The sequence below is a fragment of the Pseudorhizobium tarimense genome (assembly GCF_022968135.1).
Classification (GTDB): domain Bacteria; phylum Pseudomonadota; class Alphaproteobacteria; order Rhizobiales; family Rhizobiaceae; genus Neorhizobium; species Neorhizobium tarimense.
The window spans coordinates 101,487-114,486 of the sequence record NZ_JALJRA010000008.1; the positions used below are offsets into that span (position 1 = coordinate 101,487).

Sequence of the window (13,000 nt, forward strand, 5' to 3'; positions counted from 1 at the left end):
GAAAGCTACCAAAGGTCGGAGGGTGGGCTCTCGCCCCGTAACTCCTTCACGCGGGCGAGCGTCGCGGTCGTCGTATCCTCCGGAAGATCATCGAGGTGGAAGAACCGCGCTTCGGCGATCTCCCGATCCGAGGTGCGCGGCGCCGTCTGCTCCACCTCGACGCGGTAGAGCACCACATGGTCGCGTTTGCTAATGCGGCTGTTGAAGTAGACGTGAAACAGCGACGGCGCCGCCGTCATCACTAGATTGCCTTCTTCCCGCAGTTCCTTCTCCAGCGCCTCGCCCACCGTCTCGTGCCGTTCGACACCGCCGCCCGGCAGGTACCAGCCGGGCACATAGGTGTGGCGGACGAGGAAGATCCGGCCTTCCCGATCGAAGCAGGCGGCCCGCACGCCGAGCGTCATCCCTCTCGTCAGGATGAAATAGCGGTGGAAGATCCATAGGGCCAAGCGGCTGCGCAGGCCCCCGACCTCGGGAATGCCAGCCGCCATCAGCAAAAGCTCCGGGACACGAAGGATTTTCTATAACCAATCATGGCTTTGTGCGTTATGTCTCCGCCATGTTCAAATTTGCCCATATCTCGGATATCCATCTCGGACCGCTGCCGAAGCTCACGCTCCGCGAATTGATGTCGAAGCGCATCACCGGCTTTGTGAACTGGCACAGGAATCGGCGCAAGCACCTTTTCGTCAACACGCTCGACCTCCTGATCAGCGACATGAAGACCCGCGAACCGGATCACCTGATGATCACCGGCGATCTCGTCAACCTTGCGACAAGCATCGAAACCAAGCTTGCCGGTGAATGGTTGCAGTCGGTGGGAGAACCGGAAGACACGACTGTCGTGCCCGGAAATCACGACGCATATGTACCCGGTGCGCATGAACGCTCAGTCGCCGAATGGTACCCCTACATCATCGGCGACGAGGGCACGCGCGACTGGTCCGACGAAACAAAAGTCTTCCCCACCATCCGGCGGCGAGGACCGGTTGCCGTTATCGGCTGCTCGACCTCGGTCGCCACCCCTCCCTTTTCCGCCTCCGGCTATTTCAGCCCGCGCCAGGCGCGCGAGACGGTTAACCTCCTGAAGAAGGCGGGCGAAGAGGGGCTCTTCCGCGTCGTGTTGATCCACCATCCGCCGATCCGCGGCGCCGCCTCCTCCCACAAACGGATGATTGGCATCCGGCGGTTCGCTGCAGCGATTTCAACCGGCGGTGCAGAGCTGGTGCTACATGGCCATACCCATCTCAACACCGTCTACTGGCTGAGAAGCCACCACGGGCGGGTTCCGGTGATCGGTATTGCCTCCGCATCACAGGGTCCCGGCGGATCCAAGCCGCGGGCGGCCTACAACCTGTTCCGCGTCTCCGGCAGCCCCGGCACCTGGAACCTCGTCTGCGACCGCTATGCCCTTACTGAAGCCGGCGACGGCGTGGAACTCCACGATAGCCACGTCTTCTATGGCGAGGACCCTGGCTCACTGTCAGTCCAGGAAGCGGCGCGGATGATTTAGGCCGAAAACTTGTGGAATCGCCACATTCGCTTCATACCTTGGCGATAGGGGCAGTATCCAATCATCGATAAGGCCTACTGATTTGACCACGACATCCGGCGCACCGCTCGATATCCGGCGCGATTTCGTTTCGCTCTTGCCGCGTCTGCGGCGGTTCGCGCTGACCTTGTCCACCAGTGTCGACGCAGCCGATGAACTTGTCCGCCTGGCCTGCACGAAGGCGATCATAAAGGGCCAGTGCCCCTCCAGCGACCACCCCGTCACCCCGTGGCTTTTCAAGCTCGTGCGCAGCGCAGCCTTGGAGACCACGGCCAAGCCAAAAAAACTTCCGGCCTTATCAAATGCCGCTCGCTCACCTGCGACCGAGCAGCAGGCGATCGTCCTTGGGCTGCCGACAGGCCAGGCGAGCGCTTTCCTGCTCGTGGAGATAGAAGGCTTCAGCTATGCGGAAGCTGCCGACATCCTCGACGTCAGCTCTGAAAGCCTTGTCGCGCGATTGTGTGAGGCCCGCACGAATTTTGCCGCCATCGCCGCTCCCACCGCCGAGCGGAGAGCCTGATGGCCGGCACCAACCACAAGCTCGATATGCGCCTCAGCATGCTGCTCGACCGCGAAATGCCGCCTGAAGAACAGCAGGAGCTCGAGGGCCTTTTGAAGGAGGATGCGCAGGCTCGAGCCGCCCATGACATCCTGGGACACGGCAACAGCCGCGGTCGCGAGATCTTCGACGACCTGTTAAAGGAGCCCGTCCCGCTGGACCTCGTCCGCATCATCAAGACCGCACCCCCGCCACGCAAGGCAGTCCGGCTGCCGGCAGAGGAGCGCTCCAGCCTTTCCTTCCGCCCGAGCCCCATGCAGGCGGTGCTGGGCGGCGTCCTGCTTCTGGCGCTGGGCGGCGGATTGGGCTTCATGGCGGGTCAGCAGGTCTCTATGCCGAGCCAAGCGCTGGTGATCGAAAGTGGCGATTGGCTGGACGACCTAGTGGCGCACTACCGGATGTTCTCCCGCCAGCCTGGCCACCTCGTAGAGATGCCGGCCACAGATTCAGCCGCCATCGTCGAATGGCTTCTCGGCAACACCGGCATAAACTTCCGGATCCCGGATTTGAGCGAGAACGGCCTCACCTTCGAGGGTGCAAGATTGTTTACCGCCGGCGGCCAGCCGGTCGGCGAGTTGATCTACACTTCGGCGGAAGGCGAAGTGATCTCGATCCTGTTTCGCAAGAACCGGCCGGATGACGACGGTTTCTCCGAGCTGATCCGCGATAACATCGCTCTAATCTCCTGGAAGAGCGCCACGGCCACCTATGTCGCCGTCGGCCCCTCCTCCGCCGCTTCCTTAGACGAGGTCGCGGCGAAGGCAGCCGGCCTGATCTGACGGATCAGGCCTTCTTTTCGTCGAGTACCCGATTGGCGGCCGAGACGATTGCTTCGAGCGACGCCGTCACGATGTTGGTATTGACACCGGCGCCGAACAGCTTGCCGCCTGGATGCTCCATCTCGACATAAGCGATTGCCGCGGCATTTGAGCCGTGCTGCAGCGAATGCTCCGAATAATCCGCCACCGAAATCTCAATCTCGAGATAGCTGGACAGCGCGTTCACGAAGCCGTCGATCGGCCCGGTCCCTTTGCCTTCGATCCGCCTCGTCTCGCCCCGGTCGGTGATCTCCGCCGCAACCACGCGCACGCCCTTGTGTTCGGTCCCGGCGGGATAGGTGTGGTGGTCAACGAACTTCAGCCGCGCGCCGGGCTGCTCCACGTAACGCTCCATGAAGCGCTGGTAGATCCGCTTCGACGGAAGCTCCACGCCCTCTTCGTCCGTGATCCGCTGGATGTCCTCGCGGAACTCCACCTGCAGGTTGCGCGGCAGGTTGATGCCGTAATCGGCCTGCAGGATGTAGGCGATGCCGCCCTTTCCGGACTGCGAGTTGATGCGAATGATCGCCTCGTAGGTGCGTCCGACATCCTGCGGGTCAATCGGCAGGTAAGGCACTTCCCAGACGGGCGAGTTGGCTTGTCTGATCGCCTTCATGCCCTTGTTGATGGCGTCCTGGTGCGAGCCCGAGAAGGCGGTATAGACCAGTTCGCCCACGTAGGGATGACGCTCCGGGATGAGCATCTCGTTGGAGTACTCGTAAACGGCCTTGATCCGCTCGATGTTGGTACAGTCCAGCTTCGGATCGACGCCCTGCGTGTACATGTTGAGCGCCAGCGTCACGATGTCGACATTGCCGGTCCGTTCGCCATTGCCGAACAGCGTGCCTTCGACACGATCCGCACCCGCCATCAAGCCCAGTTCCGTGGCAGCGATGCCTGTGCCGCGGTCATTGTGCGGATGAAGCGAGATGATCACGTTCTCGCGGTTGTCGATATTGCGGCACATCCACTCGATCTGGTCAGCATAGATGTTCGGCGTCGACATCTCGACGGTCGAAGGCAGGTTCAGGACCAGCTTGTTGTCCGCCGTCGGCTTCACTTCGGCGATGATTGCGTTGCAGATCTCCAACGCCACTTCCAGCTCGGTGCCGGTGAAGCTTTCCGGCGAATATTCGAAGCGGTACCCGCCGCCCGCCTTGGCTGCCATGTCGGTGATCATCTTCGCCGCGTCGACGGCGATCTGCTTGATCCCGTGGACGTCCTTGCCGAACACCACTCGGCGCTGCAGTTCAGACGTCGAATTGTAGAAGTGAATGATCGGTCGGTGAGCACCCTCCAGCGCCTTGAAGGTACGCGTGATCAGCTCCGGCCGGCACTGCACCAGCACCTGCAGCGAGACATCGGCAGGAACGCGCCCCTCCTCCACGCACCAGCGGGCGAAGTCGAAGTCGGTCTGCGAGGCCGACGGGAAGCCAATCTCGATTTCTTTGAAACCCATGTCGAGCAGCAGCTGAAACATGCGCGCCTTACGATCATGCCCCATCGGGTTGACCAGCGACTGGTTGCCGTCGCGCAGGTCCACTGAGCACCAGATCGGTGCTTCGGTAATGGTTTTGCTCGGCCAGGTGCGGTCGGAAATGTCGATCTGCGGATAGGGCCGGTACTTCACGGATGCATCGGGCATGCCGTTCTTCGAGGAAAAGGTCTTTGCGTCCATGGTCGTCGTCTCTTCTCGCTTCACGCGCCACAGCATGATCTGCCGTCGCAGGCGCGGACCCTAGCAGGTCTTCTTGGTCTCATCTTGAACGATTGTGAGAGGAGCTCTTACGCCGGCAGGCTTTTCGGCCGCCGGGCGCTCCTCATCGGACCCGGCAACCGCGCGTAAGGTCGAGGCTAAGAAGCGAGAGAGGCGCGAAAACCATCGCCCCGGCTGCGGTGCAGCGGGTGGCAAAACGGTCAGACATGATCGCGCCTGTCATGGTCATGATCGAAGCTATAGCCGCAGAGTATGGCCGTGACAAGGCTGACGAAGCCAATGCGGTACGCCCGTACGCTCACCCTCTGCGCACCACCCGCTGCAGCCCCATCATCAGCCCGCCGGCGACCAGTCCCCAAAAGGCGCCGGAGATGCCGGCGAAGGACACGCCGGAGGCCGTGATTAGGAAGGTGACTGCTGCTGCCTCACGCGTTTCCGGCTCCCTGAAAGCCGCAACAGCCGAGCCTGAGAACGCGCCGATCAGAGCCAGTCCCGCCACCGCCTGGATGAGGATCGGCGGCGCCAGTGACACGAAGGCTGTCACAGCACCGGCAAGCAAGCCGAGCACGATGTAGCCTGCCCCACCGATGATGGCCGCCCAGTAGCGCCTCGCCGGATCCGGATGCGCATCCTCGCCGGCGCACATCGCCGCCGTGATTGCCGCGAGGTTGACCGCATGCCCACCGAACGGTGCAGACAGGGCTGAAAAGGCGCCGGTTGCGGCAAACAGCGGACCAGGATCAGGGCTGTAGTGATTGACCTTCAGCACCGCGATCCCCGGGATGTTCTGCGACGCCATGGTGACGATGAAGAGCGGCAGCGCGATCGAAATCAGCGCCGGCAGCGTGAAGAGCGGCGCCACGAATTCAATCGGCGGCGCCAGCGATTGCGACCATTGCGCCAGCGCCCCTTCCGGCAGTTCGACACCAAAAACCATCACCGCGACGAAGGCTGCAAGCGCTGCCGGAACGGCAAAGAGCCGCTTCACCATCAGCACCACCGCCCATGCAACAAGGATCGGCAGCCCGAGAAGCGGATTGAAGGCAATCGCCTTGAAGGGCGCAAAGCAGAGGCCGAGGATGACGCCGGAAAGCATGGCATTGGCGAGCGGCGCAGGAATGGACGCCACAGCCCGGCCGAGCGGCCTGAACAGGCCGGCAGAGACGATCAGCGCTGCGCAGACGAGGAAGGCGCCGACGGCGGCCGGGAAGCCGCCCTCCACGCCTCCCGCGCTGACCAGCAGCGCGGCACCGGGCGTCGACCAGGCAATCGACACCGGCAGCTTCGTCCAAGCGCTGAGAACGACCGCGCAGACGCCCATCGAAACCGAAAGCGCCATCAGCCCTGAGGCCGCCTCGTAATCCGTGGCACCGACGCCTTTCAACCCTTGGAGAACCACCGCAAAGGAACTGGCAAAGCCGACGAAGGCCGTCAGGCAGCCCATGAAGAAGCTCTGCAGCGAAAGGTCTTTGAGCATGAGGGACTCAGGAAAAGAGATTGAAGAACACGCTTATCGAGCAAAGCTGACGGGCCTTTGCAAGTCATCCCGGCTCACGAGCCGTTCGGCTCCGTCAGCTGTGAGGTCACCGGCAAATGAAAAGCCCCGTCAGCGGAGGCCGACGGAGCCCAAGGTCTGCATCTGAGGCAGAAGTGTCAGCCGATCTCGGACTGGTTCACGACGACGCGGGAAGCCAAGCCATAGGCCACGCCTTCTTCCGCCGAAAGCCAGTAGTCCCGGTCGATGTCCCTGGCGATCTTCTCTTCGGTCTGGCCGGTGGCCTTGGCGAAGATCTTGATCAGCCGCTCGTTCATCTTGATGATCTCGCGCGCCTGGATTTCGATGTCGGAGGCCATGCCGCGCGTGCCGCCGGACGGTTGGTGTAAGAGGAAGCGCGTGTTCGGCAAAGCGATACGACGCTCCTTCGGAGCTGCCACATAAATCAGCGCGCCGGCGGAGGCGACCCAACCCGTGCCGATCATCCATACCTTCGGCTTGATGAACTTGATCATGTCGTGGATGGAGTCACCCGATTCCACATGACCACCAGGCGAATTGACGTAGATGCGGATGTCTTCGTCGCTGGCCGCGGCAAGCGCCACGAGCTGCGTGTTGACCTTCTGCGCCAGTTCCTGGGTGATCGGACCATAGATGAAGATCGAACGCGACTTGAAGAGGTTCGCTTCCGTTTCCTTGCCGAGCGGCAATTCCTTGACCTTGTCGTCGTCGTTTTCGTCGTTCATCAGCATCTCCAGTATGGAATTGTCCTGACCGACATAATGCGTTCGTGGCCGTAAAACAATGCAGTCTGCGGACTAAGGTGAATGACGTAGCCGCAGCACCTCTCCTGCCTTGTTCCGCCATGGACAGGCGCCGCTGCCCTGTCCTATCCTGCCGCCGATATTACAGCCTCGGCGCCCGCGAGGGTTCGATGCGTCTTACAGAGGGGTAAAAAATGTTGAAACGTCTTTCCATCGCCGCAGCCATTTCCGTCACTGCCGCAGCGCCGGCCGTTGCACATCTTGACCCCACTGCGCACGGCTCCATCATGGCCGGCGTCTCGCATCCGCTCTTCGGCGTCGATCATATCCTCGCCATGGTGGCAGTCGGGCTCTGGGCCAGCCAGATCGCGGCGGGCTCTAGCAAGCGCAACGCCCTTTGGATCGTCCCGGCAGCCTTTGTCGGCACCATGGCGCTGGGCTTCCTCGCCGCGGTCGCTGGCTTGGGTCTACCCTTCGTCGAGCCTGCCATCCTTGCGTCCGTCGTGGCGCTCGGCCTGCTGGTGGCGATGGCAGTGCGACTGCCGGTCACCGCCTCGGCGGCGGTGGTCGCCATCTTCGCTCTCTTCCACGGCCACGCTCACGGCAGCGAACTCGGCTCGGCAGGTGCCTTGCAGTTTGGCATAGGCTTCGTGATCGCAACCGCCCTTCTGCATGCAGGCGGCATCGCCCTCGGGCTTGGCATCGGCCGCTTCGCCCCCTGGGCAGCCCGTCTGGCAGGCGGCCTCGCCGCGCTTGCCGGCCTGTCGCTCGCCTTCGGCTGAGCCTCACGGCATGAAGGGCACCGAAGCAGTGCCCTTTATTGATCTAGCGACGCGATCGCAGATCAGCCGCGGCCGCGATAGGGCGCGACACCCTGCTCCGGCAGCCACACACCCTTCGGCGCCTCTCCCGTCTGCCAGAACACGTCGATCGGAATGCCACCGCGTGGATACCAGTAGGCCCCGATCCGAAGCCACTTCGGCTGAAGCAGTTCCACCAGCCGCTTGGCGATATAGACCGAGCAATCCTCGTGGAAAGCGCCGTGATTGCGGAAGGAGTGGAGGAAGAGCTTCAGCGACTTCGATTCCACCAGATGCGCGTCGGGAATATAGTCGATCACGATATGGGCGAAGTCCGGCTGCCCCGTCATCGGGCAGAGCGACGTGAACTCCGGCGCCGTGAAGCGCACGACGTAATCCGTCCCCTGATTGCCGTTCGGCACCTTTTCCAGAACCGCCTCTTCCGGGTTCTGCGGTGCCTCCACCTGCCGGCCGAGCTGGGAGAGGCTCGATACGTCCGTCATGCTCATTCTTATGTTCCTTCTACCTTGACCTTGATGCCATGCGCGCGCTCCCCTTCGGGCTCCACATGGATGGCGAGACTAGCGCCGGGTATGACGCCCTTGATGGCGTCTTCAAGGCGATCGCAGATCTCATGCGCCTCACCGACCGGCATGCCCGCCGGCACCACCAGATGAAAATCGATGAAAGCGGCCGAACCGGCCCGCCGCGTCCTCAGGTCATGCACCCCAAGCGACCCCGCCGCATTGGCCGTAATTGCGGAACGGATCGCCTCCTCCTCCTCCGCCGTCACCGCGCGATCCATCAGACCGCCGAGGGAGTGCGAGATCACCTTGTAACCCTGATAGAGGATGTTGATCGCCACCACGATCGCCAGCAGCGGATCGAGGATCGCATAGCCGGTCGATACTGCCAGAACTAGGCCGATGAAGACTCCGGCGGACGTGACGACATCCGACATGATATGTTGCCCGTCCGCGGCAAGCGCTGGGGACGCATGTCGCCGTCCGGCCCGGATGAGAACGCGGGCCCAGATCAGGTTGATGACACCCGCCGCCGCGTTGATGGCAAGTCCGAGAACCGGCGCTTCGAGAAGCCCCGGCGCGAGCAGCTCGCCCCAGGCTTCCTGCACGATCAGCAGTGCGGCAACGACGATCAGCACCCCCTCTACCACGGCGGAGATGTACTCGGCCTTGTGGTGGCCGAACTGGTGATCCTCGTCGGCAGGCCGCCCGGCATAGCGGATCAGGAAATAGGCAATGAGGGCCGCAACTACGTTAACGGTCGATTCCATCCCGTCGGAAAGCAGCGCCACCGAGCCCGTCACCCACCAGGCAAGCATCTTCAGGCCCATGACGCCGAAGGCGAGCGGGATCCCCCAGAATGCCAGCCTTTCCACGATCGTACCGGTTCTCGTGCCCACCATGACGCCCATGCCTTTGCGAGTGAATTGCAGGAGCATTGCTCCAGAACGCCAAAACCGCCCGGGCGAACCCGGGCGGTTTTGTAGGTCGCGGTATGGCTCAGACGGAGGTGTTTGTCAAAGCATGACGAAGCTGACCAACAGCCCGCAACTTGCTCGTCAATCCGCCGGCTCTGCCGGATTGTCCTCCAGATCGCCGACGGCCGGAGGTGGCTGCAGGTTCTCGTCTTCTTCCGGCCACATGGTAAATGCCATCACGACAACGACGAGGGCGGCAACCAGCCAGATCAGTGCTCTTCTGCTCATGTCTCTCCCCAGGTTGGAACATCCTTCGACGCCCTAACCCGAGAGAACCGCAAAAGGTTGCCTTCCCTCCCCGGCCGCCTCAGGCGGCCTGCACTTTCCGGCGCCGCGCCAGATGTGCCACCACGTTCTCGATCATCCGCATGCCGGCGTCCTGGCCGAGCGTCATGATCGATTCCGGATGGAACTGCACCGCCGCGATCGGCTCCTTCACGTGCTCGATCCCCATAATCGTGCCGTCCTCGCTTTCCGCCGTAATCGTAAAATCCGTCGGCAGCGTCTTCGGATCGGCGAAGATCGAGTGGTAGCGCCCGACGGTCACCTCGTTAGACAGACCGGAGAAGACGACGCCCGGTTCCAGCACCCGGATGCGCGACGGTTTGCCGTGCATCGGCAGCGCCAGGTGGCGGAGTTCGCCGCCATAGGCTTCCGCCAGTGCCTGCAGCCCAAGGCAGACACCGAAGATCGGCAGCCCCTTGCCCCGCGCGGTCTTGATCGTCGTTTTGCAGTCGAAATCCTTGGGATTGCCAGGCCCCGGCGACAGCACGACGAGATCCGGATCGACGCGGTCGAAAATCTCCTCCGGCACCGGCGTTCGGACGGTGGAAACCTCGGCACCCGTCTGCCGGAAATAGTTCGCCAGCGTGTGCACGAAGCTGTCCTCGTGGTCGACGAGCAGGATGCGCACACCCTTGCCGACCGGGGCCACGTCGCGCACCACCTTCGCCGAATTCCCTGCGCGGGCATCGAGGATGGCGGAGAGCATGGCCGATGCCTTCAGCTCAGTCTCGGCCTCCTCCTCCTGCGGATCGCTGTCGTTGAGAAGCGTGGCGCCGGCCCGGACCTCGGCGATACCGTCCTTGATGCGGATAGTGCGCAGTGTCAGGCCGGTATTCATGTCGCCGTTGAAGCCGACCATGCCGATCGCCCCGCCGTACCAGGCGCGCGGGCTTTTCTCGTGGTTCTCGATAAAGCGCATGGCCCAAAGCTTTGGCGCGCCCGTCACGGTGACCGCCCAGGCGTGGGAGAGGAAGCCGTCGAAGGCATCCATGTCCTCGCGCAGCCGCCCTTCGATATGGTCGACGGTGTGGATCAGCCGCGAATACATCTCGATCTGACGGCGGCCGATGACCTTGACCGAGCCCGGCTCGCAGACTCGGCTCTTGTCGTTGCGGTCGACGTCGGAGCACATCGTCAACTCGCTCTCGTCCTTCTTGGAGTTGAGAAGCTTGAGGATCTGTTCGGAGTCGGCGATCGGGTCCTCGCCGCGCTTGATCGTCCCAGAGATCGGGCAGGTCTCGATGCGCCGGCCCGACACGCGAACGAACATTTCAGGTGAGGCACCTATCAGATATTCCTGCTGCCCCAAATTGATGAAGAAGGAGTAGGGCGACGGGTTGATCGCCTTCAGCCGGTTGGAGATCTCCGAGGGCTTGCTGTCGCAGCGCTCCATGAACTTCTGGCCCGGCACCACTTCGAACAGGTCGCCACGGCGGAAGCTTTCCTTCGCCTTCGTCACCAGCTCGGCATATTCGCCCGGTTTGTGGTCGCCCTTCGGCGGCGTCACCGTGGTGCGCTGGAACGGCTCCGGCGCGATGGCCTCGTCCTTGCCCTCGGTCGTCACGCCGCCCTTGGCAAAATCATAGCGGTCGATCCAGGCCTTGGCGGCGTGGTGATCGACGACAAGGATCTCGTCCGGCAGGAAGAGCACCATGTCGCGCTGGTCTTCCGGCCGCTGCATGGAAAGTTTGATCGCATCGAACTGGAAGGCGAGATCGTACCCAAAGGCGCCGAACAATCCGATGGCGGAATCCGCCTCGGAATAGAAGAGATCGACCACGGCGCGCAGTACGGTGAAGACCGTCGGCATCTTCGAGCGCTCTTCCTCGGTGAAGGCGCGGGTTGGCTCGTTGATGTCAAGATCGAGGCGCCGCGCCGTCTGCTCGCCGAGCGTCAGATCACCAACGGTCTTCAGCTTCTCGACAATGAAGCCGAGCAGGACCTCGCCACGGCAGTTAAAGGCATCGATCCAGACCTTCTTGCCATGCGAGGAAATACCGAGCGGCGGGTCGACGATCGCCGTGTCCCAGCGGGTATAGCGGCCCGGATATTCGTAATTGGAGGAAAACACGGCGCCGCGCCGCTCGTCGAGCTTAGCGACGTAGCTCGCCACGGCATCGGCATATAGCGTCGGGCGCCGCTTGCGGCTGACGGCGATCCGACCCTTGGTCTCGTAGGTCTCCGAACCGTCGTCCCGAATGATCGTCACCATTTCCTGCTCTCCGAAATCTGTCGCCCGGGGTCCTGCGGCGGATAACAAAAAAGCCGCCTCGGTTCTCGGGCGGCTTTGGGGTCTTGTCGTTGGACATGACTGATCAAGGCCGCGCTAGCGAGCCCACCACCAGTTACCGATGTTCATCGACGTGATCATGGCTGAACAGATACCGCGCGTCTCATTTCTCTGCAAGCGTATTTGTCGGGCATGCGACCAAATCCGGATTTGTGCGTTGCCCTTGGCAAGACCCGCAGCCAGAACGACGATGGAGCCATTGCAGTGCCGCGCCACCTTCCCCTCCTGCTCGCGGCGCCGCTCCTGCTGACTGGCGCCGCACTGCCGCGCACCGGCCCGGTGCCGGAGGAGAAGCCGGCGGTTGCGGAAAAAGCCACGCCAAACGGTGAGGCACAGGAGAAGCCGGGAACCGCCGCAGAGCCGGAAGCCACAATAGAAGCAGATAGCGCCGTCGAGCCGACACCCGCAGAGGTCCCCACGCCCGAGCCTAAGCCGCCGGTCGAAGCGGAAGAGCAACCCTCCTCACCCTCCGCAAGCGACCCCACCTCCGACGAAGACGCCTCCGCCGGCAAACAGGAGCCAGACGCCTCCTCGCCGGCAGAGGAGCCGCAGGACAAGACCGATAAGGATGCCCCGGCTGCCACCGGGGATGAGGACGAGGACCAGCAACCCGAGCAGGCGGAAGCGCCACCCCCGATCGCGACGGAAGATCCCGAAGCCCTTAAAGCCTGCCTCGCAGACCTCGTCGCCCTCGGCACGAAATTCGAGACCGCCGCACGCATCGACGATGGCGAAGGCTGCGGCATCGACCATCCGCTGGAGGTTGCGGAAGTCTTGCCGGGCATCGACACCGGCAGCGCACAGATGCGCTGCGAGACGGCCCGCGCGCTCGGCAACTGGCTGAAGGACACGGTGAACCCGGCGCTGAAGATCGCCATGCCGGACCGCAAGATCACCGGCCTCATCACCGGCTCCACCTATGCCTGCCGGTTGCGCAACAGCGCCGCCGAAGGCGAAATTTCCGAACACGCCCGCGGCAACGCCATCGACATCGCCGCCTTCCGCCTCGATGACGGGTCGGAAGTCCCGATGAAGCCGCGCGCAGAGGATGGCACAGTGGAAGGCGCCTTCCAGCGCACCGCCTCAGCCGGCGCCTGCCTCCACTTCACCACCGTCCTCTCCCCCGGCAGCGACGCCACCCACCAGGACCACCTGCATCTCGATGTCCTGGAGCGGGAGAGCGGCTATCGATATTGCCGGTAGTAAGGGGATGGATGAG

The 13,000-nt window shown here is 62.9% G+C and carries 13 protein-coding genes; 5 read left to right on the forward strand and 8 right to left on the reverse strand.

Going from position 1 to position 13,000, the window contains the following annotated elements; genetic code table 11:
* Nucleotides 1–5 precede the first annotated feature (5 nt).
* Nucleotides 6–491, reverse strand: coding sequence for an NUDIX domain-containing protein (locus MUU54_RS11225; RefSeq protein ID WP_247244110.1), 486 nt, complete (start codon nt 489–491; stop codon nt 6–8).
* 68 nt (nt 492–559) lie between these two features.
* Here MUU54_RS11225 and MUU54_RS11230 point away from each other — a divergent pair, with 68 nt between their 5' ends.
* From MUU54_RS11230 to MUU54_RS11240, 3 genes are all read left to right on the forward strand, one after another.
* Nucleotides 560–1,513, forward strand: a complete 954-nt coding sequence (locus MUU54_RS11230) for a metallophosphoesterase family protein (RefSeq protein WP_247244111.1) — start codon at nt 560–562, stop codon at nt 1,511–1,513.
* Nucleotides 1,514–1,595: 82 nt separating this feature from the next.
* Entirely contained in the window at nt 1,596–2,072 is a 477-nt protein-coding gene (locus MUU54_RS11235; protein ID WP_247244112.1) for an RNA polymerase sigma factor, read from the forward strand.
* Entirely contained in the window at nt 2,072–2,890 is an 819-nt protein-coding gene (locus MUU54_RS11240; protein ID WP_247244113.1) for an anti-sigma factor family protein, read from the forward strand. The genes MUU54_RS11235 and MUU54_RS11240 overlap by 1 nt, the downstream gene beginning before the upstream one ends.
* Nucleotides 2,891–2,894: 4 nt before the next feature.
* On the opposite strand, the gene leuA is transcribed toward MUU54_RS11240, so the two are convergent.
* The 3 genes from leuA to MUU54_RS11255 all read right to left on the reverse strand — a co-directional run bounded on the left by leuA (nt 2,895) and on the right by MUU54_RS11255 (nt 6,887).
* On the reverse strand, nt 2,895–4,607 hold the full coding sequence (leuA, locus tag MUU54_RS11245; protein ID WP_247244114.1) for a 2-isopropylmalate synthase: 1,713 nt from the start codon (nt 4,605–4,607) through the stop codon (nt 2,895–2,897).
* Between the two features lie 337 nt (nt 4,608–4,944).
* The gene (locus MUU54_RS11250; RefSeq protein WP_247244115.1) at nt 4,945–6,123 is read right to left on the reverse strand and encodes a benzoate/H(+) symporter BenE family transporter; all 1,179 of its coding nucleotides are present in this window, start codon (nt 6,121–6,123) and stop codon (nt 4,945–4,947) included.
* A 176-nt stretch (nt 6,124–6,299) separates the two neighbouring features.
* The gene (locus tag MUU54_RS11255; protein WP_247244116.1) at nt 6,300–6,887 is read right to left on the reverse strand and encodes an ATP-dependent Clp protease proteolytic subunit; all 588 of its coding nucleotides are present in this window, start codon (nt 6,885–6,887) and stop codon (nt 6,300–6,302) included.
* Nucleotides 6,888–7,099: 212 nt separating this feature from the next.
* Between MUU54_RS11255 and MUU54_RS11260 the strand changes: the two genes are divergently transcribed.
* Nucleotides 7,100–7,687: a HupE/UreJ family protein gene (locus tag MUU54_RS11260; RefSeq protein WP_247244117.1), complete on the forward strand. Its 588-nt coding sequence runs from the start codon at nt 7,100–7,102 to the stop codon at nt 7,685–7,687.
* Nucleotides 7,688–7,749: 62 nt separating this feature from the next.
* On the opposite strand, the gene queF is transcribed toward MUU54_RS11260, so the two are convergent.
* The 4 genes from queF to MUU54_RS11280 form a co-directional block, all read right to left on the reverse strand.
* Nucleotides 7,750–8,214, reverse strand: coding sequence for a preQ(1) synthase (gene queF / locus MUU54_RS11265; RefSeq protein ID WP_247244118.1), 465 nt, complete (start codon nt 8,212–8,214; stop codon nt 7,750–7,752).
* 2 nt (nt 8,215–8,216) lie between these two features.
* Entirely contained in the window at nt 8,217–9,131 is a 915-nt protein-coding gene (locus MUU54_RS11270; RefSeq protein WP_247244245.1) for a cation diffusion facilitator family transporter, read from the reverse strand.
* A gap of 156 nt (nt 9,132–9,287) precedes the next feature.
* Entirely contained in the window at nt 9,288–9,434 is a 147-nt protein-coding gene (locus MUU54_RS11275) for a hypothetical protein (RefSeq protein ID WP_247244119.1), read from the reverse strand.
* Between the two features lie 79 nt (nt 9,435–9,513).
* Entirely contained in the window at nt 9,514–11,703 is a 2,190-nt protein-coding gene (locus MUU54_RS11280) for an anthranilate synthase (protein WP_247244120.1), read from the reverse strand.
* 282 nt (nt 11,704–11,985) lie between these two features.
* On the opposite strand from MUU54_RS11280, the gene MUU54_RS11285 reads away from it, so the two are divergent.
* Nucleotides 11,986–12,984 (forward strand): extensin-like domain-containing protein, encoded by a 999-nt coding sequence (locus tag MUU54_RS11285; RefSeq protein ID WP_247244121.1) that lies wholly within the window; start codon nt 11,986–11,988, stop codon nt 12,982–12,984.
* The last annotated feature ends 16 nt before the right edge of the window (nt 12,985–13,000 follow it).